This window comes from Micromonospora musae (assembly GCF_003626635.1).
Classification (GTDB): Bacteria; Actinomycetota; Actinomycetes; order Mycobacteriales; family Micromonosporaceae; genus Micromonospora; species Micromonospora musae.
On the sequence record NZ_RAZT01000002.1, the window covers coordinates 145,925 to 169,161 of the forward strand.

Annotated in this window: 22 protein-coding genes; 10 read left to right on the forward strand and 12 right to left on the reverse strand. The window is 73.0% G+C overall.

The genetic code is table 11. The annotated features are described in order from the left end of the window. The first annotated feature begins 30 nt into the window (after positions 1–30). From D7044_RS03650 to D7044_RS03665, 4 genes are all read left to right on the forward strand, one after another. Entirely contained in the window at positions 31–1,314 is a 1,284-nt protein-coding gene (locus D7044_RS03650) for a sensor histidine kinase (RefSeq protein ID WP_120687980.1), read from the forward strand. Continuing rightward, complete coding sequence (locus D7044_RS03655) at positions 1,311–2,024, forward strand: response regulator (protein ID WP_120687981.1); 714 nt, start codon at positions 1,311–1,313, stop codon at positions 2,022–2,024. Before D7044_RS03650 ends, D7044_RS03655 begins: the two co-directional genes overlap by 4 nt. A gap of 82 nt (positions 2,025–2,106) precedes the next feature. Continuing rightward, positions 2,107–3,000: an ABC transporter ATP-binding protein gene (locus tag D7044_RS03660; protein WP_120681629.1), complete on the forward strand. Its 894-nt coding sequence runs from the start codon at positions 2,107–2,109 to the stop codon at positions 2,998–3,000. After that, positions 2,997–4,058 carry an ABC transporter permease gene (locus D7044_RS03665; RefSeq protein WP_120687982.1) on the forward strand — a complete coding sequence of 354 codons (1,062 nt, stop codon included), beginning with the start codon at positions 2,997–2,999 and terminating at the stop codon, positions 4,056–4,058. Before D7044_RS03660 ends, D7044_RS03665 begins: the two co-directional genes overlap by 4 nt. 67 nt (positions 4,059–4,125) lie before the next feature. On the opposite strand, the gene D7044_RS03670 is transcribed toward D7044_RS03665, so the two are convergent. The 8 genes from D7044_RS03670 to pgsA all read right to left on the reverse strand — a co-directional run bounded on the left by D7044_RS03670 (position 4,126) and on the right by pgsA (position 11,061). Next, complete coding sequence (locus D7044_RS03670) at positions 4,126–4,740, reverse strand: ribonuclease FAU-1 family protein (protein ID WP_233564865.1); 615 nt, start codon at positions 4,738–4,740, stop codon at positions 4,126–4,128. A 7-nt stretch (positions 4,741–4,747) separates the two neighbouring features. Then, complete coding sequence (locus tag D7044_RS03675; protein ID WP_120687983.1) at positions 4,748–5,497, reverse strand: YebC/PmpR family DNA-binding transcriptional regulator; 750 nt, start codon at positions 5,495–5,497, stop codon at positions 4,748–4,750. A gap of 502 nt (positions 5,498–5,999) precedes the next feature. Beyond that, entirely contained in the window at positions 6,000–6,608 is a 609-nt protein-coding gene (gene pdxT / locus D7044_RS03680; protein WP_120687984.1) for a pyridoxal 5'-phosphate synthase glutaminase subunit PdxT, read from the reverse strand. Between the two features lie 61 nt (positions 6,609–6,669). Continuing rightward, the gene (gene pdxS, locus D7044_RS03685; RefSeq protein WP_120681403.1) at positions 6,670–7,587 is read right to left on the reverse strand and encodes a pyridoxal 5'-phosphate synthase lyase subunit PdxS; all 918 of its coding nucleotides are present in this window, start codon (positions 7,585–7,587) and stop codon (positions 6,670–6,672) included. Between the two features lie 193 nt (positions 7,588–7,780). Then, positions 7,781–8,284, reverse strand: coding sequence for a hypothetical protein (locus D7044_RS03690; protein WP_120681401.1), 504 nt, complete (start codon positions 8,282–8,284; stop codon positions 7,781–7,783). 74 nt (positions 8,285–8,358) lie between these two features. After that, positions 8,359–9,519, reverse strand: coding sequence for a glycosyltransferase family 4 protein (locus D7044_RS03695; protein ID WP_120687985.1), 1,161 nt, complete (start codon positions 9,517–9,519; stop codon positions 8,359–8,361). Position 9,520: 1 nt separating this feature from the next. Beyond that, positions 9,521–10,432, reverse strand: a complete 912-nt coding sequence (locus tag D7044_RS03700; RefSeq protein ID WP_120687986.1) for a phosphatidylinositol mannoside acyltransferase — start codon at positions 10,430–10,432, stop codon at positions 9,521–9,523. Beyond that, entirely contained in the window at positions 10,429–11,061 is a 633-nt protein-coding gene (gene pgsA / locus D7044_RS03705) for a phosphatidylinositol phosphate synthase (RefSeq protein WP_120681395.1), read from the reverse strand. Before pgsA ends, D7044_RS03700 begins: the two co-directional genes overlap by 4 nt. Before the next feature lie 252 nt (positions 11,062–11,313). On the opposite strand from pgsA, the gene D7044_RS03710 reads away from it, so the two are divergent. Continuing rightward, positions 11,314–13,473 carry an elongation factor G-like protein EF-G2 gene (locus D7044_RS03710; RefSeq protein WP_120687987.1) on the forward strand — a complete coding sequence of 720 codons (2,160 nt, stop codon included), beginning with the start codon at positions 11,314–11,316 and terminating at the stop codon, positions 13,471–13,473. 143 nt (positions 13,474–13,616) lie between these two features. Here D7044_RS03710 and D7044_RS03715 read toward each other — a convergent pair whose 3' ends face one another. After that, positions 13,617–14,675 (reverse strand): aldo/keto reductase, encoded by a 1,059-nt coding sequence (locus D7044_RS03715; protein ID WP_120687988.1) that lies wholly within the window; start codon positions 14,673–14,675, stop codon positions 13,617–13,619. A 167-nt stretch (positions 14,676–14,842) separates the two neighbouring features. Here D7044_RS03715 and D7044_RS03720 point away from each other — a divergent pair, with 167 nt between their 5' ends. Beyond that, a complete protein-coding gene (locus D7044_RS03720; RefSeq protein WP_233563372.1) occupies positions 14,843–15,325 on the forward strand; it encodes a hypothetical protein in 483 nt (160 codons plus the stop codon). An 89-nt stretch (positions 15,326–15,414) separates the two neighbouring features. Here the strand turns inward: D7044_RS03720 and D7044_RS03725 are convergent, their stop codons facing one another. Further along, the gene (locus tag D7044_RS03725; RefSeq protein WP_199716496.1) at positions 15,415–15,927 is read right to left on the reverse strand and encodes an HIT family protein; all 513 of its coding nucleotides are present in this window, start codon (positions 15,925–15,927) and stop codon (positions 15,415–15,417) included. A 211-nt stretch (positions 15,928–16,138) separates the two neighbouring features. Here D7044_RS03725 and D7044_RS03730 point away from each other — a divergent pair, with 211 nt between their 5' ends. Continuing rightward, positions 16,139–16,876: a D-Ala-D-Ala carboxypeptidase family metallohydrolase gene (locus D7044_RS03730; protein WP_233564866.1), complete on the forward strand. Its 738-nt coding sequence runs from the start codon at positions 16,139–16,141 to the stop codon at positions 16,874–16,876. Between the two features lie 79 nt (positions 16,877–16,955). Here the strand turns inward: D7044_RS03730 and thrS are convergent, their stop codons facing one another. Beyond that, complete coding sequence (thrS, locus tag D7044_RS03735; protein ID WP_120687990.1) at positions 16,956–18,962, reverse strand: threonine--tRNA ligase; 2,007 nt, start codon at positions 18,960–18,962, stop codon at positions 16,956–16,958. Between the two features lie 215 nt (positions 18,963–19,177). Between thrS and D7044_RS03740 the strand changes: the two genes are divergently transcribed. Further along, a complete protein-coding gene (locus D7044_RS03740; protein WP_120687991.1) occupies positions 19,178–20,035 on the forward strand; it encodes a YcnI family protein in 858 nt (285 codons plus the stop codon). Positions 20,036–20,063: 28 nt separating this feature from the next. Here the strand turns inward: D7044_RS03740 and D7044_RS03745 are convergent, their stop codons facing one another. Next, positions 20,064–20,984 (reverse strand): ADP-ribosylglycohydrolase family protein, encoded by a 921-nt coding sequence (locus tag D7044_RS03745; protein WP_120687992.1) that lies wholly within the window; start codon positions 20,982–20,984, stop codon positions 20,064–20,066. A gap of 73 nt (positions 20,985–21,057) precedes the next feature. On the opposite strand from D7044_RS03745, the gene D7044_RS03750 reads away from it, so the two are divergent. Together D7044_RS03750 and D7044_RS03755 are read left to right on the forward strand one after the other, a co-directional pair. Then, positions 21,058–21,747 carry a response regulator transcription factor gene (locus D7044_RS03750; protein WP_120687993.1) on the forward strand — a complete coding sequence of 230 codons (690 nt, stop codon included), beginning with the start codon at positions 21,058–21,060 and terminating at the stop codon, positions 21,745–21,747. Between the two features lie 17 nt (positions 21,748–21,764). Then, entirely contained in the window at positions 21,765–23,183 is a 1,419-nt protein-coding gene (locus D7044_RS03755) for a HAMP domain-containing sensor histidine kinase (RefSeq protein WP_120681625.1), read from the forward strand. The last annotated feature ends 54 nt before the right edge of the window (positions 23,184–23,237 follow it).

A 23,237-nucleotide genomic window follows, 5' to 3' on the forward strand; every position in this document is an offset into this window, starting at 1 on the left:
GAAGACCGATGGGATGACATCCTTGGCCAGGTGAGCACCCCCACACCCGGCGACGGCTGGCGCCGCCCCGGCCCCACCCCGCACCAGCAGCGGCTCGACCTGTACGCCGGACTGGCCCTGACCGTGCTGGCGCTGTTCAACCTCACCCTCACCCGCAGCACCGGGTCGTTCCTGCTGGGGCCACCGCCCTCGGTGCCGGAGCAGATCTTCTGGACGGTGGCGGTGCCGCTGCCGCTGATCTGGCGGCGGCGGCACCCGGCCGTCACCATCGTCGTCGTCTCGGCCATGTTCATCGCCGCCCAGGCGCGCTCCGCCCCGGAGGCGCAGCTCTCCTCGTGGGCGCTCTTCGCCGCGATCTACTCCCTCGGCGCGTGGGGGCCGGACCGGCGGCTGTCCCGGCGGCTGCGGATCGGGGTGATCGTGACCATGTTCGCCTGGCTCGGCGTCTACTACGCGGTCACCGTCGGCAGCATCCCGCCCGACGCGTTCGCCCAGGCGGTCGGGCCGGTGCCACCGGTGCTCGCCGCCCTGGTGAGCGGGGTGCTGGTCAACGGGCTCTACTTCGGCTTCGCGTACTTCTTCGGGGAGACGTCGTGGCTGGCCGCGTATCGGCAGCACGAGCTGGCGGAGCAGGCCGAGGAGCTGCGCCGCACGCAGGCCGAGGCGCGCGGGCAGGCCGTCGTCGGGGAGCGGGTACGCATCGCCCGCGAGTTGCACGACGTGGTCGCCCACCACGTGTCGGTGATGGGCGTGCAGGCCTCGGCGGCCCGCCGGGTCTTCGACCGGGACGCGACCAAGGCCCGCACCGCGCTGACCGCGATCGAGGAGACGGCCCGAACGGCCGTGGACGAGCTGCGCCGGATGCTCGGTGTGCTGCGCGCGAGCGAAGGCCCGCCGGAGCACGTCGAGGCGCCGGCCGGCGTCGACCGGGTCGAGGAGGTGGTGGAGCGGGCCCGCGACGCCGGGCTGCGGGCGACGTTCGCGGTCTACGGGGAGGCGACGCCGCTGCCGGAGTCGGTGTCGCAGGCGGTCTACCGGGTCGTCCAGGAGGCGGTGACCAACGTGCTCAAACACGCCACCGGCGCCGGGGTGCTCGACGTGCGGCTGCGCTACCTGGCCATGGAGGTGGAGGTCGACGTGACCGACGACGGGCGGCCCACCCGAGCCCCCAATCCGGACGGGCTGGGCCTGATCGGCATGCGCGAGCGGGTCGCCACGCACGGCGGAGTGCTGGAGGCCGGGGAACGGGTCGGCGGTGGCTGGCGCATCCGCGCCCGCTTCCCGCTCGCGGTCGTCGTGGCGGAGCCGGTATGAGCGCCGTGAACGGAGTCACCGGCGCGGACCGGCCGATCCGGGTGCTGCTCGCCGACGACCAGCACCTCGTGCGTACCGGCTTCCGGGTCATCCTCGAGGTGGAGGATGACATCGAGGTCGTCGGTGAGGCCGCCGACGGCGAGCGCGCGGTGGGCATGACCCGGGCGCTGCACCCCGACGTGGTGCTCATGGACGTGGAGATGCCCGGAATGGACGGGTTGGAGGCGACCCGGCGGATCACCGCCCCGGACGCCCCGGACGGGCCGGCGGTGCTGATCCTCACCACCTTCGACCGGGACGACTACCTCTTCGCCGCGCTGAGTGCCGGGGCGAGCGGGTTCCTGCTCAAGAACGGCACCCCGGAGTCGCTGATCGAGGCGATCCGGGTGGTGGCCCGCGGCGACGGGCTGCTCGCGCCGGAGCTGACCCGAAAGGTGATCGCCACCTTCGCCCGGCCCGGTGCGGCGGCCGGTGGGACGTCGAGGGCCGGCAGCTCTGCGGCATTGGAGGACTTGACGCCGCGTGAGCAGCAGGTGCTGGTGCTGATCGCCCGCGGTGCCAGCAACGCGGAGATCGCCGTCGACCTGAGCCTCGGCGAAGCCACGGTGAAGACGCACGTGAGCCGGGTGCTCGCGAAGCTCGGCCTGCGCGACCGGGTGCAGGCGGTGGTCTTCGCGTACGAGCACGGGGTGGTTCGCCCCGGCGGCTGACCGCCATCCGCCGCCAGACGGACGCCGGGTCTCCGTCCGCCGACTGACGGCGGGCGGCGCCCGGCGATCTAGCGTGTTGACCGTGACCAGTGTGCTTCGCCTCGACGGCGTCGACCGCAGCTTCGGCGACCGGCAGGCACTCAAGAACGTGTCCTTCGATGTGGTGGCCGGTCGGATGACCGGCTTCGTCGGCGGTAACGGCGCCGGCAAGACCACCACCATGCGGATCATCCTCGGGGTGCTCGCCGCCGACGCCGGTCGGGTGACGTGGCGGGGGGCGCCGCTGACCCCGGAGGTCCGGCGACACTTCGGCTACATGCCGGAGGAGCGTGGCCTGTACCCCAAGATGAGCGTCCGCGAGCAGGTGGTCTACCTGGGTCGCCTGCACGGCATGACCGCCGCGGCCGCCGAGCGCGCCACCGAGGCGCTGCTGGAGCGGGTGGGGCTCGCCGAGCGCGGCGGTGACCTGCTGGAGACGCTCTCGCTCGGCAACCAGCAGCGCGCGCAGATCGCCGCCGCGCTGGTGCACGATCCCGAGGTGCTCGTGCTCGACGAGCCGTTCTCCGGCCTCGACCCGCTGGCCGTGGACACGGTCGTCGGCGTGCTGCGGGAACGGGCCGCGGCCGGTACGCCGGTGCTCTTCTCCAGTCACCAGCTCGACGTGGTCGAGCGGCTCTGCGACGACCTCGTGATCATCGCGGACGGGGTGATCCGGGCGGCGGGCGACCGGGAGCAGCTGCGCAAGACGTACACCTCGCCCCGCTTCGAGCTGGTGGTGGAGACCGACGCCGGCTGGCTGCGGGACCAGCCCGGCGTGACCCTGGTCGACCTGGACGGCGCCCGCGCCGTCTTCGACCTGGCCGTCGGCACCGACGAGCAGCCGGTGCTGCACGCGGCGCTGGCACGCGGCCCGGTACGCGCGTTCCGGCCGGTCACCCCGTCCCTCACCGAGATCTTCCGAGAGGTCGCCCAGTGAACACCGTGCAGGCCACCCGCCTGGTCGCCGCCCGGGAGATCCGGGTCAAGCTGCGCGACAAGACCTTCCTGTTCAGCACCCTGTTCTTCCTGCTGATCGCCGCCGCGGCGACCATCCTGCCGCCGCTGCTCTCCGGCGGACCGTCCACGGTGGCGGTCACCGAGCAGTCGGCCGGCCCGCTGCGGGCGGCCGGGCTGGAGGTGCGGACGGTGCCCGACGACCGCGCCGCCGAGCAGGCGGTCCGCGACGACGAGGTGGACGCGGCCGTCGTCTCCGGCCCGGCCGTGCTCGCCATGGACGAGGCCCCCGACGACGTGGTGGCCGCGCTCAGCAGCCAACCGCAGGTGCGGCTGCTTGACCCGGACGCGCTGGATCCGGTGGCCGCCTTCCTGGTGCCGTTCTTCTTCGCGTTCATCTTCTACGTCACGTCGCAGGTCTTCGGCGTGCAGATCGCGCAGAGCATCATCGAGGAGAAGCAGACCCGGATCGTGGAGATCCTGGCCGCCGCGGTGCCGGTCCGGGCGTTGCTGGCCGGCAAGATGGTCGCCGGCACGCTGCTGGCCCTCGGGCAGATCGTGCTGGTGGCCCTCGTCGCGGTCGCCGGCATGGCCTTCGGGGACGGCGGTGGCCTGCTCCCCCTGCTGGGTCCGGCGATCGGCTGGTTCGTGCCGTTCTTCATCGTGGGCTTCGTGCTGGTGGCGGCCATGTGGGCGGCGGCCGGGGCACTGGTCAACCGGCTGGAGGACATCGGCGGGGTCTCCACGCCGGTGCAGCTCGCGGTGATGCTGCCCTTCTTCGCGGTGATCTTCCTGAAGGACAACGCGACGGCCATGCAGGTGCTGTCCTACGTGCCGTTCTCCGCGCCGACGGCGATGCCGCTGCGACTGTTCAACGGGGACGCCGCCATCTGGGAACCGGTGGCGGCGCTGGTCCTGCTGCTGCTCACGGCCTTCGCGTTCCTGCTCGCCGGGGCCCGCGTGTACCAGGGGGCGCTGCTGCGCACCAACGGCCGCACCTCGATCCGGACGGCCTGGCGGTCCCGCGAGAGCGTGAGCTGACCGGGTCGACCGGCTTCGGGTGGCCGAGGTGGTGGCGTTCGGGCCACCACCTCGGCCACCCGGCGGTTCAGCAGGGAACGGTGTGCCAACCGTCGGGCAGCCGGGGCACCAGCCAGGACGGGTCGGGCGTCCACGCCGCCCAGCTCTCGTCCCACCAGCGTTGCCCGGCGTCCAGCAGCGCGGCGATCCGGTCGCCCTCGGCACGGATCGCCTCGGCCATCCCCGGGTAGCGCCCCTCGACGAGGCGCTGCGCGAACAGCTCCACGTCCTTCCAGACGTACCGCTCGGCGTCCGCGCCCCACCACAGATCCAGCTCGTGGTCGAGGGTGTCCACCCCGATCGGTGTACGCCGCAGCGGGTCCTGGAGGTTGAAGTACCAACCGGTGAAGGCACGCTCCGGCCCCGACCAGAAGAGGTCCACCGAGTGCGCCTCGCCGGGGTGGTGCAGCATCAGCTTGCCGTGCCCGCTCCAGGCCTGGTGGCCGGCGAGCTGCCACGGGTGCCGGCCGGCCGGGAAGACGCCCGACTCCGGGAACCCGAACGCGGCGCCCGAGGGCAGGTAGAGGGCGAGCAGCTCCGGTGAATCCTCGACGCAGATAGTCGGGACGGCGAACCAGACCTCGCCGAGAAGCACCTCGCGCCGGACGACCACGTCGCCCGGCGCGAATCGCTGCGTGGTCACGGCCGGCTCAGCCCACCGCCTCCATGACCTCGTCGCTGACGTCGAAGTTCGCGTAGACGTTCTGCACGTCGTCGCAGTCCTCCAGCACGTCGATCAGCTTGAAGATCTTGCGAGCGCCCTCCTCGTCGAGCGGGACGTTGACGCTCGGGATCAGCGACGACTCGGCCGACTCGTACTCGATGCCGGCGTCCTGCAGCGAGGAACGAACCCCGAGCAGGTCGGTCGGCTCGGAGACCACCTCGAACGCCTCACCGAGGTCGTTGACCTCCTCCGCGCCCGCGTCGAGGACGGCCATCATCACGTCGTCCTCGCTGGTCCCCGCCTTCGGGACGATCACGACGCCCTTGCGGGAGAACATGTACGAGACCGAGCCGGCGTCGGCCAGCGAACCGCCGTTGCGGGTCAGCGCGGTGCGCACCTCGGTCGCCGCGCGGTTGCGGTTGTCGGTCAGGCACTCGATCAGCATCGCCACGCCGTTCGGGCCGTACCCCTCATACATGATCGTCTGCCAGTCGGCGCCGCCGGCCTCCAGGCCGGAGCCGCGCTTGACCGCACGGTCGATGTTGTCGTTGGGGACCGAGTTCTTCTTCGCCTTCTGGATGGCGTCGTAGAGGGTCGGGTTGCCGGCCGGGTCACCGCCGCCGGTCCGGGCCGCCACCTCGACGTTCTTGATCAGCTTGGCGAACATCTTGCCGCGCTTGGCGTCGATGACGGCCTTCTTGTGCTTGGTGGTCGCCCACTTTGAGTGGCCGGACATCTGCTACCTCCGTGTGTCGTTCCACGCCTGCGTCGACTGCCACGCCGATCAAGTGCCGCATCCGGTGATCCGGCGGCCGTCGGCTCCCGCGGGAAACGCCACGCGGGCGGATGGCCCTGCCGGACCGCGGCAATCCTACCGAGCCCGCGCCCTACCTTGTCACACCCGGTCAGCACCGTCGGGCTGCGCCGGGCGGTCGGGGCGCACTCAGAGCACAACGCCCGGCGACCGGAATCCATGCCCGCCGGGGAGAACCGGCCGTAACGTCCGGGGTACCCGGACAGGACCGCCCGGACCGGCGGCCCGGGTAGCCGCAGACAGGGCGGTCCCGGGAGGGAGATCGACTCGGGCTCCTTGAAATCGCGGTGTCCGGGCGCGCGGGACACCCCGACATCCAGGAAGCCGAGTTGATCAGCCCGACCGTCGACGCCGGGCCCGGCCACCCAGACGGCGCACCCGGTCTGCCGCCGGTCGGCGGCGGAGCCCCCGGGGATGCCGCCGCTCAGGCGGTGGCGCGCACCAGGTCGACGAAGTAGCGGTGCAGCCGCGCGTCGCCGGTCAGCTCGGGGTGGAACGAGGTGGCGAGCAGGTTGCCCTGCCGCACCGCGACGATCCGCCCGGCCGAGGGGCCGTCGGCGACCTGGCCGAGCACCTGCACGCCCTCGCCGACCCGCTCCACCCACGGCGCCCGGATGAAGACCGCGTGGAACGGATCGCCCGCGATGCCGGTGATCGTCACCGGCGCCTCGAACGAGTCGACCTGCCGGCCGAACGCGTTGCGCCGGACGGTCATCGAGATGCCGTCGAACCCACGCTGGTCGGGGCGGCCGTCCAGCACCTCGGTGGCGAGCATGATCATGCCGGCGCAGGAGCCGTAGACCGGCATCCCGCCGACGATCCGCTTGTCGATCGGCTCGCGCAGCTCGAAGACGTCCACCAGCCGGCTCATCGTGGTGGACTCGCCGCCGGGAATCACCAACCCGTCGACGGCCTCCAGTTCCCGGGGCCGGCGCACCGGGACGGACTGCGCGCCCGCCGCGGTCAGCGCCGCGACGTGCTCGCGTACGTCGCCCTGGAGGGCGAGCACCCCGATCACGGGTGTCCCACTCATCGCACCGCTCCTTCCGGGCTCCGGGTGCGCGGGGCCCCCAGCGAGGGGCCTCCTCCCACCGTCACCAGCCGCGCTCGGCCAGGCGGTGCGGCTGCGGGATCTCGTCGACGTTGATGCCGACCATCGCCTCGCCGAGGCCCCGGGAGACCTTCGCCAGCACGTCGGGGTCGTCGTGGAAGGTCGTCGCCTTCACGATCGCGGCGGCCCGCTGAGCCGGGTTGCCGGACTTGAAGATGCCCGAACCGACGAAGACGCCCTCGGCGCCGAGCTGCATCATCATGGCCGCGTCGGCCGGAGTGGCGATCCCACCGGCGGTGAAGAGCACCACCGGCAGCTTCCCGCTCTCGGCGACCTCCTTGACCAGCTCGTACGGCGCCTGCAGCTCCTTGGCCGCGACATAGAGCTCGTCGGCCGGCAGGGAGCTCAGCCGACGGATCTCCTGGCGGATCTTGCGCATGTGGGTGGTGGCGTTGGAGACGTCACCGGTGCCCGCCTCGCCCTTGGAGCGGATCATCGCGGCGCCCTCGGTGATCCGGCGCAGCGCCTCACCCAGGTTGGTCGCGCCGCAGACGAAAGGCACGGTGAACGACCACTTGTCGATGTGGTTGCTGTAGTCGGCCGGGGTCAGCACCTCGGACTCGTCGACGTAGTCGACACCGAGCGCCTGGAGGATCCGCGCCTCCACGAAGTGGCCGATGCGGGCCTTGGCCATGACCGGGATGGAGACGGCGTCGATGATCCCCTGGATCATGTCGGGGTCGCTCATCCGGGCCACGCCGCCCTGGGCGCGGATGTCCGCCGGCACCCGCTCGAGCGCCATCACCGCGACCGCGCCGGCGTCCTCGGCGATCTTGGCCTGCTCGGCGTCGACCACGTCCATGATCACGCCACCCTTGAGCATCTCGGCCATGCCCCGCTTCACGCGGGCGGTGCCGACGACGGGGCTGCCGCCGGTGTTCTGGGGGGTGTTCTCGGGCATGGGTTATCGCTCCTCGGAGGGCGCTCAGGGGGTGACAGCGGAAAGGCTACGCCCGGCTCAACGCCGCTCCGACAGCCAATCAGACCCACGGTGGCCTGCACTGTGTCCGCCGTCACCGGCGCTTACGAGGGATTGACGACTCATCGTCCGCCTGCGCCGAACGTCCGGTTCCGGCACTGATGACGGGTGCCGCTCAGCCGGTGGGGACGTCGGCCGGAACCGTCAGGATCGGGTCGTCGATGTCGAAGTACCGCGGCCACTCCCGGCCGCGTCCCATCCGCAACAGGCGCACCAGCGTACGGCCGCGCACCGCCCGCGCGTCGCGGACCAGATCGGTGTGCACCTGCCGGGCCAGGGCGAGGCGACGGCTGGCCGCGACCACCGCCTCGCAGTCCGGGTCCACGGGGTCGAGCTGAACCGCCCGCAGCTGCCGGGTCAGGTCGTTCTCGGCCGCCTCCCGCTCGTCCGGATGCGCGTCGAGGGCGATCCGCGCCGCCGCGTACAGCTCGACGCCGTAGCGCCGCTCGGCCAGCACCGCGGCGGCCGCCGCCCGGCGCAACAGGTGGGCGTCGAGCGCCCGGGCCGCCGACTGCGCGCGGGCGTGCAGCCGCTCGACCCGACCGGCGGTCCAGACGAGATACGTCGAGACGAGCCCGACGAGCACGATCGCGCCCACCGCCCACCACATGCCCGGCATCGTAGTGCTGCTCCGTTCCCGTCCCGCCGGGCCCGGTCGGCCGCGGCGATCTGATCACGTTCCCGGGCGCCGGCTCAGCCGGGTCCCACCCACTCCTCGTCGATGACCCGACCGTCGGTGGCCTCGATCGCCGCCGCGTACACCTCGAGCACCCGCCGGGCCACCACAGGCCAGTCGTAGCTCGCCACCACCTGGTCACCACAGTCGGTCAGCGTGGCCCGCGCAGCCGCGTCGTCGAGCAGGTCGACCAGCGCGTCGCGCAGCGCCACCGGGTCGCCGGTGGCGAAGAGCCGGCCGGCCCGGCCGCCGTCGAGCACCCGGCGGAACGCGTCGAGGTCGCTGGCGACCACCGTGGTGCCGGCGGCCAACGCCTCCGTGAGGATCATGCCGAACGACTCGCCGCCGGTGTTCGGCGCCACGTAGAGGTGGACGCTGCGCAGCATCCGCGCCTTCTCCTCCTCGGAGACCAGGCCCAGGAAGGTCACCCGGTCGCGTAGCCCCGCGGGAAACTGCCCGAACAGGTCGTCCGGGTCGCCCGGGCCGGCCACCAGCAGCCGCAGCCCGGGGCGGCTCGGGGCCAGGTCGACGAAGGCGTCGCGCAGCACGGAGAAGCCCTTGCGCGGCTCGGTGAAGCGGCCCAGGAAGCCGAGCGTCCCGCCGGTGCCCGGCCCGCACTCCCCCGGCCAGCCGGGCAGCGGCTCGGCGTGGGCGAACTTGGCGACCGCCACCCCGTTCGGGATCTCCACGGCTCCGCCGTCCATGTGCTCCACCTGGACCTTGCGGGCCAGCGCGCTGACCGCGATCCGGGCGGTGATGCGTTCCAGCACAATCTGAAGCACGCCCTGCGCCGCGGCCAGCGCCCGGGACCGGGTCATCGCCGTGTGGAAGGTCGCCACCACCGGCCCCCGCGCCGACAGGACCGCGAGCAGCGACAGGCTCAACGTCAGCGGCTCGTGGACGTGCAGCACGTCGAAGTCGCCACGGGTGATCCAGCGTCGTACCCGGGCGGTGGAGACCGGACCGAACGCGATCCGGGCCACCGAACCGTTGTACGGCAGGGGAACCGCCCGCCCGGCCGGCACCACGTACGACGGCAGGGGCGAATCCTCGTCGGCCGGGGCGAGCACGCTGACCTCGTGGCCGAGGGCGATCAGCGCCTCGGCGAGGTCCATGACGTGGTTCTGCACCCCGCCCGGAACATCGAAGGAGTACGGGCACACGATGCCGATCCGCACGTCATCGCCCTCTGTCCGCGCCTACCGCGCTCCGCTGGTCGAGCCACATGCGTTGCAGCATGTGCCAGTCCTCCGGGTGGCGGGCGATGCCCGCGGCGAACTCGTCGGCGACGCGCTGGGTGAGCGTCCGGACGCGCTGGTCGAGCGGGCCCTCCTCCGGGTCCGGCACGGCTACCGGGCCCTTGAGCGCCGCGCAGGCCCGCTCCGGCTCGAACCACATCGAAGCCACGTAGAGCGGCGCCCCGGTACGCAGGGCCAGCAGGGCCGGCCCGGCGGGCATCCGGGTGCGGGCGCCGAAGAAGTCGACCTCCACCCCGCGGGCGGAGAGGTCCCGGTCGGCCAGCAGCGGCACCACCGCGCCGGCCCGCAGCCGGTCGACCAGCACGTCGAACGCGGGCCGGTCGCCGCCGCGGTTGGGCAGGATCTCCATGCCCAGGCTCCGACGGAAGGCCAGGAACCGCCCGTAGACGCCGTCCGACTCGAGCCGCTCGGCGACGGTGGTGATCGGCCAACCGTTGGCGGCCACCCAGGCGCCTGCGGCGTCCCAGTTGCCGGCGTGCGGCAGCGCGACGACCGCACCGGTGCCGGAGGCCACGTCCGCCGCGAGCTTCTCCGCACCGTCCAGCCAGAAGGTGGCCAGGATCTGCTCGCGGCTCAGCGACGGCAGCCGGAACGCCTCCAGCCAGTAGCGGGCGTACGAGCGCATACCCCGCTTGACCAGGTCGTCGAGCTCGGCCTCGGGCAGTTCGGGCCCGACCACCCGGCGCAGGTTCGCGCGCAGTCGGGTCGTACCCGCGCCGCCCCTGCGGGCCGCGCGGTCCGCGCCGGCCCGGAACGCCGCCGCCACCACGGGCCGCGGCAGCGCGCGCACGACCCGCCAGCCGGCGACGTAACCGAGCTCGGTGAGATTCACCCGTTCGCACCCGGCGCGGGGAGCTGCCGCGCCTGCCGGTAGACGTGCCGCATCCGCTGCCCGACCGTGAAGATCGACACGGCGGCGAGCAGCCAGAGCGCGATCTGCAGCGCCATCGGCACACCGAACCCGGTGAGCAGGCCGCCGACCCCGACGATCAGCAGCCGCTCGGTGCGCTCGGCGATGCCCACGTTGCTGGTCATGCCGAGCCCCTCGGCCCGGGCCTTGACGTACGAGACGACGCTGCCGGCCGCGAGACAGATCAGGGCGGCGGCCACCCCGGCGTGGTCGCCCTCGGTGGCCAGCCAGTACGCGACCGCGCCGAAGACGGCGCTGTCGGCGATCCGGTCCATGCTCGAATCGAGGAAGGCACCGAACCGGGTCGAGCCGCCGCTCATCCGGGCCATCGTGCCGTCGAGGAGGTCGGTGAGCGCGAAGACCGTGACGATCAGCGCGCCGGCGACCAGGTCACCGCGGGCGCCGAAGCCGAGCGCGCCGACCAGTACGCCGATGGTTCCGGTCACGGTGACCGCGTTGGGAGTGACGCCCGCCCGAAGCAGGCCGCGTGCGATTGGCTCGACGACGCGGGTCATCCCCGCGCGGGCCGACACTTGGAAGATCTTCGCCATGGCGGTCCCACGATAACGGTCCACCCAGGTGCGGCGATACGGGCCGGTCAGCGTGGCGGCGCGGCGAGGCTTGTGCCCGCTCGGGAACGGGTGTCTGATCGGGTCAGGAAGGTGACTCAGGTCACCTGCTCGCCCGTCCGAGTCCCGCTGTGCAGCAGCCCACCGGAGGATATCGCCGCGCACCTGCCCCGGGCCGCTGTCCCGTCGCGCGCGGCGGTTCGCCACCACCACCGGCTGAGGGAGGTGCGCCCGATGGCGCAGAAGAGTCAGGAGAAGGGTCACACCGGCGTCACGCCGGTGGCGACGGAGCCCGGTAGGGTTCGCAACGTCGTGCTCGTCGGGCACTCCGGCGTCGGCAAGACGACTCTGGTCGAGGCGCTGCTCAGAGCCAGCGGCACGATCGATCGCGCCGGCGCGATCACCGACGGCACGACCGTCTGCGACCACGACCCCGCCGCCGTACGCCAGCAGCGGTCGGTGAGCCTGGCCTGCGCGCCGCTGCTGCACGAGGGCATCAAGGTCAACCTTCTGGACACCCCGGGCTACGCCGACTTCGTGGGTGAGCTGCGCGCCGGGCTGCGGGCCGCCGACGCCGCGCTCTTCGTCGTCTCCGCGGTCGACGGGATGGACGCGGCCACCGCGGCGCTCTGGGAGGAGTGCGCCGCGGTGGACATGCCCCGGGCGGTCGCGGTCTCCCGGCTGGACCACCCCCGCGCCGACTTCGACGAGGCGGTGGCGCTCTGCCAGCGCGTCTTCGGCGACAACGTGCTCCCGCTCTACCTGCCGATGCTCGGCGACGACGGGGTCTCCACCGTCGGCCTGCTCAGCCTGATCACCCGCCGGGTCTTCGACTACACCGGCGGGCTGCCCGCCGAGATCCGGCAGCCGGACCCGGAGCACCTGCCCGCCATCGTCGAGCCCCGCGACGAGCTGATCGAGGGGATCATCGCGGAGAGCGAGGACGAGTCCCTCATGGACCGTTACCTCGAGGGCGAGGAGATCGGCACCGACGTGCTCATCGACGACCTGGAGAAGGCCGTCGCCCGGGGGCACTTCTATCCCGTGATTCCGGTCTGCGCGGAGACCGGCGTCGGGCTGGACACCCTGCTGGAGGTACTCACCGCCGCCTTCCCCTCGCCGCTGGAGCACGAACTGCCCGTGGTGACCGGCGTCGACGGCGCACCGCGTCCACCGCTCACCTGCGACCCGGACGGACCGCTGGTCGCCGAGGTCGTCAAGACCACCATCGACCGGCACGTGGGGCGGGTCTCCCTGGTACGGGTCTTCTCGGGCACGCTCCGCCCCGAGCAGGTCGTGCACGTCTCCGGGCACGGTCTGGCCGAGCGTGGGCACCCCGACCACGACGCCGACGAGCGGGTGGGGCACATCTTCACCCCGCTCGGCGCCGCCCTGCGGGAGGTGTCCGCCTGCGTCGCCGGGGACATCTGCGCGATCACCAAGTCGGGTAGCGCGGAGACCGGCGACACCATCTCCGCCAAGGAGAACCCGCTGCTCATCGCGGCCTGGGAGATGCCCGAGCCGCTGCTGCCGGTGGCCGTCGTGGCGAAGAGCCGGTCGGACGAGGACGCGCTGGCCCGCAACCTGTCCCGGCTGGTCGCCGGGGATCCGACGCTGCGGCTGGAGCGCAACCCGGAGACCCACCAGCTGGTGCTCTGGTGCATGGGCGAGGCGCACGCCGACGTACTGCTCGACCGGCTGCGCGCCGGTGGCGTCGCGCTGGACACCGAGCCGGTGCGGGTGGCGCTGCGGGAGACGTTCGGCAGCACGGCCCGGGGCCACGGGCGGCACGTCAAGCAGTCCGGCGGCCACGGCCAGTACGCCGTCTGCGACATCGAGGTGGAGCCGCTGCCGCGCGGCGCCGGCTTCGAGTTCGTGGACCGGGTGGTCGGCGGGGCGGTGCCGCACAACTACATCCCGTCGGTGGAGAAGGGCGTACGGGCCCAGATGGAGCGAGGGGTGGTCGCCGGCTATCCGGTGGTGGACCTGCGGGTGACCCTCGTCGACGGCAAGGCGCACAGCGTCGACTCCTCCGACGCCGCGTTCCAGACCGCCGGGGCGCTGGCCCTGCGGGACGCCGCCGAGAAGGCCCAGCCGACCCTGCTGGAGCCGGTCGACGAGGTGACCATCCGCGTGCCGGACTCCTCGGTCGGCGCGGTGCTGGGCGACCTCTCCGGCCGGCGCGGCCGGGTGTTGGGCACCGAGTCGGATCCGGAGAGCGACGGGCGGAGCCTGGTCCGCGCCGAGGTGCCCGCCACCGAACTGCTCCGCTACGCCGTGGAGCTGCGCTCGATGACGGCCGGCACCGGCACCTTCCGGCGCAGCTTCGTGCGCTACGACCCGATGCCGGCCCACCTCGCCGAGCAGATCCGCAAGGAACACCCCACCCCGTAACCCCCACCCCGCCCTCCCCCCTCCCCCGCGCCCTGGCAGCGCCTCGTTCACGGAAAGAGTGGCTATTTCCGCTGGGATAGCCACTCTTTCCGTGAACGAGTGGCCGGGGCGGCCCGAAGGGGGGCGAGGGGTGGGGTTGGGGGTTAGGGCTGGGTGGCGGGGGCGGTGGGGCTGGGGCGGCCGGGGTGGTCGGCGTGCCGCAGGGCGGCGCTGCGCAGGGCCGCGAGCTGGCGCTCCACCTCCGCGAACTGGTCCGGCGCGAGCGGCCCGTGGCGCAGCGCGGCGGCGTTCTCCTCCACCTGGGCGACGGTGCGGCAGCCGGGAATCGGGATCGTCCGCCCGCTGCGCGCCCAGATCCAGCCGAGCGCGCCCTGCGCCAGCGTGCGCCCGTCGGCGGTCAGCGCGTTCCGCACCGCCGCCACCCGACGCAGCCACTCCGGCGCCGGCCGGCCGCCGCGGAACCACTCCAGCCAGCCCGGGGCGAGTCCGCGTACGTCGTCGCGGGGCAGCGTCGAGGTGGCCGTGTACTTGCCGGTCAGCAACCCCATCCCGAGCGGCCCACGGTTGATGCTGGCCAGGTCGTACTTGTCGCAGACGGTCAGCAGCTCGGGCGCGTCCCGGAGCACCGAGAGGGAGTGCTGCACCGCCGTCGCGCCGGGAGCGGAGTGGCCGAACGTCTGGGCCCGGTCGGGCCGGTCGGTGCTCCAGCCGTACGACCGGATCAGCCCCTCGGCGACCAGCTCCTCGAGCGTGCCGATGAGGGCCTCCGCGCGCGGCACCGACAGGTCGGCGAGGTGCAGCTGGTACAGGTCGATCCGGTCGGTGCCGAGCCGGCGCAGCGAGTCGGTGACCGCCCGGCGCAGGTACCCGGGCGAGGCGTCCTCCCCCGTCGCCTGCCGGGTCGCCTCGTCGAAGGTGTAGCCCCACTTGGTGGCGATCACCGCCTCGTCGCGTCGACCGGTCAGCGCGCGCCCGAGGAGCCGCTCGCCGTGCCCCGCGCCGTACGTGTCGGCGGTGTCGAAGAGCGTCACGCCCAGGTCGAGGGCCCGACGGACCGCCCGGATCGACTCGTCGTCGTCGACGGCGCCCCAGCCGAGCGGCTGGACGCCCTCCGCCCACGGGCCGCTGATCGCCCAGCAACCCATCCCCAGCGCGCTGACCTCGATGCCGCTGCGCCCCAGGGTTCGCGTCGTGACTGCCACCGGCAGATCGTGTCACCTCCAGCGCGCTCGAACGCAAGAAGGGGCGATACCCGCCGGTTGCCTCCCGTGCCCGAGGTGTTCCCCGCGCTGCCGTCCGGGCGGAGGACCCGGGCCGGTCGGGGTACGGCCGGTTTCCGGCGCACCGCCGATGCGCGATGATCGGTCACATGCGACGGCTCGGGGTGGACATCGGCGGCGTGATCATCCAGCCGTCCGACGACGACGCGGACACCTCCTTCTTCGGCGACCACTACCTGCGTACCCCGCAGGTCACCGGGGCGTTCGACGCCCTGGCCGCGCTGACCGGCGGCTTCGACGAGGTGCACCTGGTGAGCAAGTGCGGCGAGGACACGCAGCGGCGGACCGTCGAGTGGCTGGCGCACCACGACTTCCACGCCCGCACCGGGGTCCCCGTGCGGCGGGTGCACTTCTGCCGTACCCGACCGGCGAAGGCCCCCATCGCCCGGCGGCTCGGGCTGACCCACTTCGTCGACGACAAGCTCGAGGTGCTGAGCTACCTCGACTCGGTGCCGCACCGGTTCCTGTTCCGCCCCCGGCCCGCCGAGGTGGCCGCGCACGTGGCGCACCTGCCCGGCGTGCACCGGGTGGAGGGCTGGCCGGAGCTCGTCACGGCGCTGCGTGGCAGCTGACCGGCGTACGCCGGGACCGGCCGGCCCGCTCCGGACGGCGGGCCGACCGGGGAACCGGGCGGGGCGGGCCGCCGGGAAGCCGGGTGCGGTCAGGACGGCCAGGCGCGGGCGAGCAGCTCGCGGGTGTCGCCGAGCAGCTGCGGAAGGACCTTGGTACGCCCGATCACCGGCATGAAGTTCGCGTCGCCGCCCCAGCGCGGCACCACGTGCTGGTGCAGGTGCGCGGCGATGCCGGCGCCGGCCACCCCGCCCTGGTTCATGCCGAGGTTGAACCCGTGCGCGTTGCTGACCTTGCGGATCACCCGCATCGCGGTCTGGGTGAACTCGGCCAGCTCGACGGTCTCCGCCTCGTCCAGCTCGGTGTAGTCGGCCACGTGCCGGTACGGGCAGACCAGCAGGTGACCCGGGTTGTACGGGTAGAGGTTGAGCACCGCGTACACCCGTGCGCCCCGCGCCACCACCAGGCTCTTCTCCGGCGGGGCGTGCGGTGCCCGGCAGAACGGGCAGCCGCTCGGCTCCTCGTAGCCCTCGGCCGGGCGGTCGTCGCCCGAGATGTAGGTCATCCGGTGCGGCGTCCAGAGCCGCTCCAGGCCGTCGGCCATTCCGTCGCTGTCCGTGTGCCGCTCCGCCCCAGTCACAGAGGCGATCCTACGGACTCTTCGGGCTCTGTTGGTGGCTGCGTCCGGCGCACCGGCCACGAGCGGAATGTCCGCTGTTCAGGAACGCGTCAAATGGAAGTTGTTGACGAGGCGTGACCTAGATCTGAAACTTCCATACATTCATGTTCTTACATGTAGCGATGGAGGACCCCCTGTGATCCGACGAATCGGCACACTTCTCGCGGCCGTCACGCTGACCCTCGTCAGCACCGTGGCCGGTGTCACCCTCACCGCGGGCGCAGCGCACGCCGACGGCTGCTACACCTGGGGCCGCACCCTCTCTCAGGGGATGTCCGGCGAAGACGTCCGGCAGCTGCAGGTCCGCGTCGCCGGCTACCCGGGCAACGGCGCCGTGCTCGGCATCGACGGGGCGTACGGCCCCGCCACCCGCGCCGCGGTGAGCCGCTTCCAGCAGGCGTACGGGCTGTCGGCCGACGGGATCGCCGGACCGCAGACGTTCAACCGGATCTACGCGTTGCAGGACGACGACTGCACCCCGGTCAACTTCAGCTACGCCGAGTTCAACGACTGCAACAGCGACTGGTCCGGCGGGGCGGTCTCGGCCAGCACCGCGCGGTTCAACGCCCGGGTCTCGATGTGGAAGCTCCAGGCGATGCGGCACGCCCTGGGCGACCAGCAGATCGTCGTGACCAGCGCGTTCCGCAGCCGCGCCTGCAACAGCGCCGTCGGCGGGTCGGCGACCAGCCGGCACCTCTACGGCGACGCGGTGGACCTGGGGGCCGGGCCGCACTCGCTGTGCCGCCTCGCCCAGCAGGCCCGCAACCACGGCTTCAACGAGATCCTCGGCCCCGGCTTCCCCGGCCACAACGACCACACCCACGTCGCGCACAAGGCCAGCCGCACCTGGTCCGCACCGAACTGCGGCATCTGAGACTCGACGCAGGTAGCCGGGTGAGCTGCCCCGGAGGGGTCCTCGCCGCGCGGGCGGGGACCCCTTCGACAGCTCGGCGCTACAGCTCGGCGGAGGGGCCGATGTTGGTACGGGAACCGACCACGTCGAGAACGTGGGTCACCGCCTCCGACATCGGCACCCCGTTGCGCTGCGAACCGTCCCGGTAGCGGAACGACACGGTACCGGCGGCCACGTCGTCGTCACCGGCGATCACCATGAACGGGATCTTCTGCTGCTGCGCCGTACGGATCTTCTTCTGCATCCGGTCGTCACCCGCGTCCACCTGGGCGCGGATCCCCTCGGCGCGCAGCGCGGCCACGAAGCCGTGCAGGTAGTCGGTGTGGTCCTCGCGGATCGGGATGCCGACCACCTGCACCGGCGCCAGCCAGGCCGGGAACGCGCCCGCATAGTGCTCGGTGAGCACCCCGAAGAACCGCTCGATCGAGCCGAAGAGCGCGCGGTGGATCATCACCGGCTGCTGCCGGGTGCCGTCGGCGGCCTGGTACTCCAGCCCGAACCGCGCCGGCTGGTTGAAGTCGACCTGAATCGTCGACATCTGCCAGGTCCGGCCGATGGCGTCCTTCGCCTGCACCGAGATCTTCGGCCCGTAGAAGGCCGCGCCGCCCGGGTCGGGCACCAGTTCGAGGCCCGACTGCTCGGCGGCGCTGCGCAGCGCCTCGGTGGCCTCCGCCCAGTCCTCGTCCGCGCCGATGAACTTCGGCGAGTCGTCCCGGGTGGAGAGCTCCAGGTAAAAATCGTCCAGGCCGTAGTCCCGGAGCAGGTCGAGCACGAAGGTGAGCAGGGTGACCAGCTCGCCGGCCATCTGCTCCCGGGTGCAGTAGATGTGCGAGTCGTCCATGGTCAGGCCACGGACCCGGGTCAGCCCGTGCACCACCCCGGACTTCTCGTACCGGTAGACGGTGCCGAACTCGAACAGCCGCAGCGGCAGCTCCCGGTAGGACCGCCCGCGCGCTTTGAAGATCAGGTTGTGCATCGGGCAGTTCATCGGCTTGAGGAAGTAGTCGGCGCCCTCCAGCTGGATGGGCGGGAACATGGTGTCCGCGTAGTAGGGCAGGTGACCCGAGGTCTCGAAGAGGTGCCCCTTGGTGATGTGCGGCGTGTTGACGAACTCGTAGCCCGCATCCTCGTGCCGGCGGCGGGAGTAGTTCTCCATCTCCCGGCGGATGATGCCGCCCTTGGGATGGAAGACCGCGAGGCCGGAGCCGATCTCGTCCGGGAAGCTGAACAGGTCGAGGTCCGCGCCGAGCTTGCGGTGGTCGCGCCGGGCGGCCTCCTCCAGCAGCTTCAGGTACGCCTTCAGCCCGTCCCGGGTCGGCCACGCGGTGCCGTAGACCCGCTGCAGCTGCGGGTTCTTCTCCGACCCCCGCCAGTACGCGGCGGCCGAACGCATCAGCTTGAACGCCCCGATGAGCCGGGTGTTGGGCAGGTGCGGACCACGGCAGAGGTCCGACCAGCAGACCTTCTCCTCGTTCGCGGCGAGGTTGTCGTAGATGGTCAGCTCGCCCCCGCCGACCTCCATCACCTCGGAGGAGTCCAGCCCCTCGCCCTTGACGTCGATCAGCTCGAGCTTGAACGGCTCGTTGGCCAGCTCGGCCCGCGCCTCGTCCAGGCTCGCGAACCGGCGCCGCCGGAACCGCTGGCCCGACTTGATGATCTCCTGCATCCGCTTCTCGAGCTTCGACAGGTCGTCGGGCTGGAACGGCTTCTCGACCGCGAAGTCGTAGTAGAAGCCGTTCTCGATCGGCGGCCCGATGCCGAGCTTCGCCTCGGGGAAGACGTCCTGCACGGCCTGCGCGAGCACGTGCGCGGTCGAGTGGCGGAGCACGTTCAGCCCGTCGGGCGAGTCCAGGCTGACCGGCTCGACCGAGACGTCGGTCGCCGGTCGCCAGTCCAGGTCGTGCAGCCGGCCCTCGGGATCGCGGACCACCACGATCGCCTTCGGGCCGTTCATGGGCAACTCGGCCGCGGCCACCGCGTCGGCCGCCGTCGTCCCGGCGGCGACGACGACGGGGTCGGCCACGGCGGGGGTACGGGGTGCGGACACGGTGACTCCTCGCAGCAGACGGCATTGAACGGGCCGGTACGGCCCCCGCCGATGCTATCGGTCCTCCCTCGCGCCCCGACCGCCGACGCCTCGGCCGGCGGAATGCTCACCGGTCGACACCGCGCGCGGCGTTGAACCTTTCGCCGCCGGGAGCCGAACTACCGGGTGCGGCCGGAATCCGCTGCCGGCCGAGTCGACTGGGATGGGGACGCGAGATGGCGATGACCCGAGGTGACCGGCGCCGGGCGGCAACGACTGCCGCCCTGGTCACGGGTGCGGTGCTGAGCTGGCCCACCGCCGCGTACGCGGCGGAGGTGACGACCACGCCGAGCCAGGCACGGCAGGGTGACGCCGTCCGGCTGGAGTTCGTGGTGCCCGAGGAGCGCTCCGGCAGCCCCACCCGGCAGGTCGAGATCCAACTGCCGACGCGGACGCCGATCGCCGAGGTGTACCCGATGTCGGTGACCGGTTGGGCGCCCCGAATCCAGTCCCGCACGCTCGACGAGCCGGTCTCCGGCATGCACTCGGCCGGGGTGAGCACGGTCACCACCTCGGTGACCTGGATCCGGGTCGACGGGGCGGCTTCCGGTCCGGCCCGGCTGTCGCTCTCCATGGGCCCGCTGCCCCGCACCGACCAGCTCACCTTCCCGGTGGTCCAGACGTACGCCGACGGCACAGTGGTGCGCTGGACCGGCCAGTCCGGCCCGCACCCGGCACCGCGACTCACCCTGCTCCCGCCGGCACCGGAGGCGGCGGGCGGAACGGCCGGGCACGCGGGTCACGGCGGCGGCCCGGGTGCTCCGGGGGCCGCCGGCGCGGACGTCTCCGGTGGCGCGTACGGGGCCGGCGGCGCGTACGGGGCCGGCGGCGCGCAGGTCGCCGGCGGCGGGGAGACGGGCGGCGGCTCCGGCGGGAACGCCGACGCGCTGCTCGGCGCGGGCCTGCTCGCGGGGCTCGGCGGCGGTGCGGCGGTCGGCTGGCTGGCGAGCCGCTGGCGCCGCCGTCCCCTCGACGGCCAGGCCGCCGGGCCGGCGCTCACGCTGACCCACCCGGACCCGGCGAAGTCGGACTGATCGGCCCGGGCAGGGTCGACGCCCGGGGTCAGGGAAGCCAGTCGGGGAGGGGCTCGCGGGCCGCCAACCAGTCGGCCGGTACGCCACCGGGCACGCCCACCCCCGCGTACGCGGCCACGATCCCGCCCACGATCGCGGCCGTGGTGTCCACGTCCCCGCCCGCCTGCACGCACGCCCGGATCGCCGCCGGGTAGTCAGTCAGGTGGGTGGCCGCCACCCAGAGCGTGAAGGCCACGGTGTCCTGCGCGGTGACCTGAGCGCCGTTGCCGAGCACCGCGACGACCTGCGGCAGCGGATGGCCGATCAGGTCGACGGCGCGGCGGGTCCGGCGGTGCACCTCGGTCGCCGGGTCCAGCCCGGCCGCCACCCCGGCGAGGAGTCGGTGGGGAGCGGGCGGGTCACCGTCCAGCCGGCCCCGCGCGGCCAACGCGGCGGCGACGGCCACCGCGACCGCCCCGGCGATCCCCTCCGGGTGCGCGTGGGTCACCTCGGCCGACGCGCGGGCCTGGGCCGCCGCGCGAGTGGTCGAGTCCGCGAAGTACGCCCCCACCGGCGCCACCCGCATCGCCGCCCCGTTGCCGCAGGAGCCCTGCCCGCCGAAGGCCGACGCGGCGGCGACCGGCCACGGCGTGCCGGTGCGGATCAACCGCAGAATCGTCACCGCCCCGGGCCCGTACCCCCGGTACGGCTCGGCGCGCTCGGCGAAGCCGAGCGCCAGCCGGTCCCGGTCGATCCGGCCCGACTCGACCAGCTCCACCAGCACCGAGCAGGCCATCTCGGTGTCGTCGGTCCACTCCCAGGGCACGGGCGGGAGGCGCCCGGCGATCAGATCCTCCGGGCGCCGGCCCGGTACGAAGAACTGCGAACCGAGCGCGTCGCCGACCGAGAGGCCGGCGAGGCTGTCCCGGGCGAGCGCCACGCGGGCGTCGGCGAAGAGCGTGAAGGACATCGTTGTACCAGCTTGCCCGGTTCGCAGGTGCGGCGCAACGCGATCAACTTGCCACGTCAAGTACCGTCTGTGCGTGGCCACCGTCCTCCTGGTCGAAGACGATCACGTCGTACGCGGTGCGATGCTCCGCTCCCTCGCCGATCGGGGGCACGCGGTGCATGCCGTCGGCACGGCGCTGGACGCACTGCGCCGGGTCGCCGCGGAGACTCCCGACCTGGTGGTCCTCGACCTCGGCCTGCCCGACCTGGACGGCTCGGACGCGCTGCGCATGCTGCGCGGGATAACCGACGTGCCGATCATCATCGCCACCGCCCGGGACGACGAGCAGTCCGTGGTGCGGCTGCTGCGCGCCGGCGCCGACGACTACATGGTCAAGCCCTTCACCGGCGCGCACCTCGACGCCCGGATCACCACGGTGCTACGCCGGGTCGGCCGGGCCAGCCGCACCGTCCAACCGGCCGTGCACGTGGTGGGTGGGCTGCGGATGGACGTCGGCGAGCGTAGCGCCCACCTCGACGGGGAGGCGCTGTCTCTGACCCGCAAGGAATTCGACCTGCTGGCGTATCTCGCCGCACGTCCTGGCCGGGTAGTGTCCCGGCGGGAGCTCTTGGAGGAGGTATGGCGGCAGCCGTCGGTCGGCGAGGATCAGACCATCGACGTTCACCTGTACTGGCTACGCCGCAAAATGGGCGAGTCCGCAGCGAAGCCGCGTTACCTGCGCACCGTGCGGGGGGTCGGCTTCCGGTTGGTGGCGCCGGACTGAGGGCCTCGCTGACGCTGCTGACCGGCGGCGTCTGCGCGCTGGTGGCGCTCGCGTTCCTGCTGCCCCTCGCGGTGAGCCTCGGCGACCGGGTCCGTGCGGAGGCGATCGCCGACGCGGCCCGCCGCAGCGCGCTGGTCACGGGGGCGCTGGCGGTCAGCACGGAGCCCGCGGCGGTCGAGCGTGCGGTCGCGGCCAGCGGTGGCGATGTGACCACTCGTCCCGTGGTGCACGGCCTCGACGCCGGCTCCGGCACCGGCCGGGCCACCGCCGCCGACCTCGACCGGGCTCGTGCGGAGAAGCGCTCGGTCGTCGTGGAGGTGAGCGGCGGCGCCGCCCGGCTCGACCCGGTGGTGCTGGGCGACCGGGTCGCGGTGGTCGAGGTGTTCGTGCCCGACGCAGCCCTGAACCGGGGCTCCGGCCTCCGGTGGCTCCTGCTCGGCGCGGTCGCCGCGGCCCTGGTCGGCTCGGCGGTCGTGGTGGTCGACCGGGTCGCCACGCGTACCGTGTTCGCCACCCGGGGGCTCATCGACGGGGCGCTCGCCATCGGCGACGGTGACCTGGCGGCCCGGGTGGAGCCGACCGGGCCACGCGAGCTGGCCGAAGCCGGGCACGCGTTCAACCAGATGGCCGAGCGGCTCGACGCGGCCCGCACCGACGAGCGGGAGCTCGTCGCCGATCTGTCGCACCGGCTGCGTACGCCGCTGACCGTGCTTCGGCTCGACGCGGAGGCGCTGGAGTCGGACGACACGAGCGTCGGCACGTTCAGCCAGGCCGAGCTGGACCACCTGCGCGGGATCCGGCGGATCCGGCAGGCGATCGTCACGCTCGAGGGCGAGATCGACGTACTGATCAAGACCACCCGCAAGGCGGTCACCCACGACGCCGGGCCGGCGATGTGCGACGTCAGCGAGGTGGTCCGGGACCGGATGGTGTTCTGGTCGGCGCTCGCCGGCGACCAGAACCGGCCGCACCGGGTGAGCGGGGCTCAGCTGCGCATTCCGGCGCCGGTGCCACGGGCGGAGCTGGCCGCCGCGCTGGACGCGGTGATCGGGAACGTGTTCCGCTACACCCCGCAGGGCACCGCGTTCGAGGTGGCCGTCTCCCGCCGGGACGGGTACGTGGCGATCCGCATCGACGACGCCGGGCCGGGCATCGCCGACCCGGACCGGGCGTTGCGTCGGGGCGCCAGCGACCGGGGCTCCACCGGGCTCGGGCTGGACATCGCCAAGCGGGTGGCGATGCAGGCGAACGGCTCGGTGAGCATCGACCGGGCGCAGCTGGGCGGGGCGAGCGTGGTGATGCTGCTCGCCGATCCCGAGGCGACGCCCCGGCAGGTCAACCGGTTCGGTCTGGTCGGGCGGATGGCGCGCGATTCCCGCGATCAGAAGAGCGCCGAGCGCCGCCGCTGGCCCCGCCGTCGACCGACGGATCGCTGAGCCGCACACCGCCTTTTGCCTGGCGTGGCCGCGCTCTCCTCGCGTAATCATCGA

Excerpts from the sequence above, each read along its gene's own strand:
- pgsA (WP_120681395.1), bottom strand. The coding sequence starts at position 11,061 with ATGGCGAAGATCTTCCAAGTGTCGGCCCGCGCGGGGATGACCCGCGTC.
- D7044_RS03655 (WP_120687981.1), top strand. The coding sequence starts at position 1,311 with ATGAGCGCCGTGAACGGAGTCACCGGCGCGGACCGGCCGATCCGGGTG.
- D7044_RS03745 (WP_120687992.1), bottom strand. The coding sequence starts at position 20,984 with ATGTCCTTCACGCTCTTCGCCGACGCCCGCGTGGCGCTCGCCCGGGAC.
- D7044_RS03720 (WP_233563372.1), top strand. The coding sequence starts at position 14,843 with ATGCGACGGCTCGGGGTGGACATCGGCGGCGTGATCATCCAGCCGTCC.
- D7044_RS03740 (WP_120687991.1), top strand. The coding sequence starts at position 19,178 with ATGGCGATGACCCGAGGTGACCGGCGCCGGGCGGCAACGACTGCCGCC.
- D7044_RS03690 (WP_120681401.1), bottom strand. The coding sequence starts at position 8,284 with ATGCCGGGCATGTGGTGGGCGGTGGGCGCGATCGTGCTCGTCGGGCTC.
- pdxT (WP_120687984.1), bottom strand. The coding sequence starts at position 6,608 with ATGAGTGGGACACCCGTGATCGGGGTGCTCGCCCTCCAGGGCGACGTA.
- D7044_RS03725 (WP_199716496.1), bottom strand. The coding sequence starts at position 15,927 with ATGGCCGACGGCCTGGAGCGGCTCTGGACGCCGCACCGGATGACCTAC.
- D7044_RS03710 (WP_120687987.1), top strand. The coding sequence starts at position 11,314 with ATGGCGCAGAAGAGTCAGGAGAAGGGTCACACCGGCGTCACGCCGGTG.
- D7044_RS03675 (WP_120687983.1), bottom strand. The coding sequence starts at position 5,497 with ATGTCCGGCCACTCAAAGTGGGCGACCACCAAGCACAAGAAGGCCGTC.
- pdxS (WP_120681403.1), bottom strand. The coding sequence starts at position 7,587 with ATGCCCGAGAACACCCCCCAGAACACCGGCGGCAGCCCCGTCGTCGGC.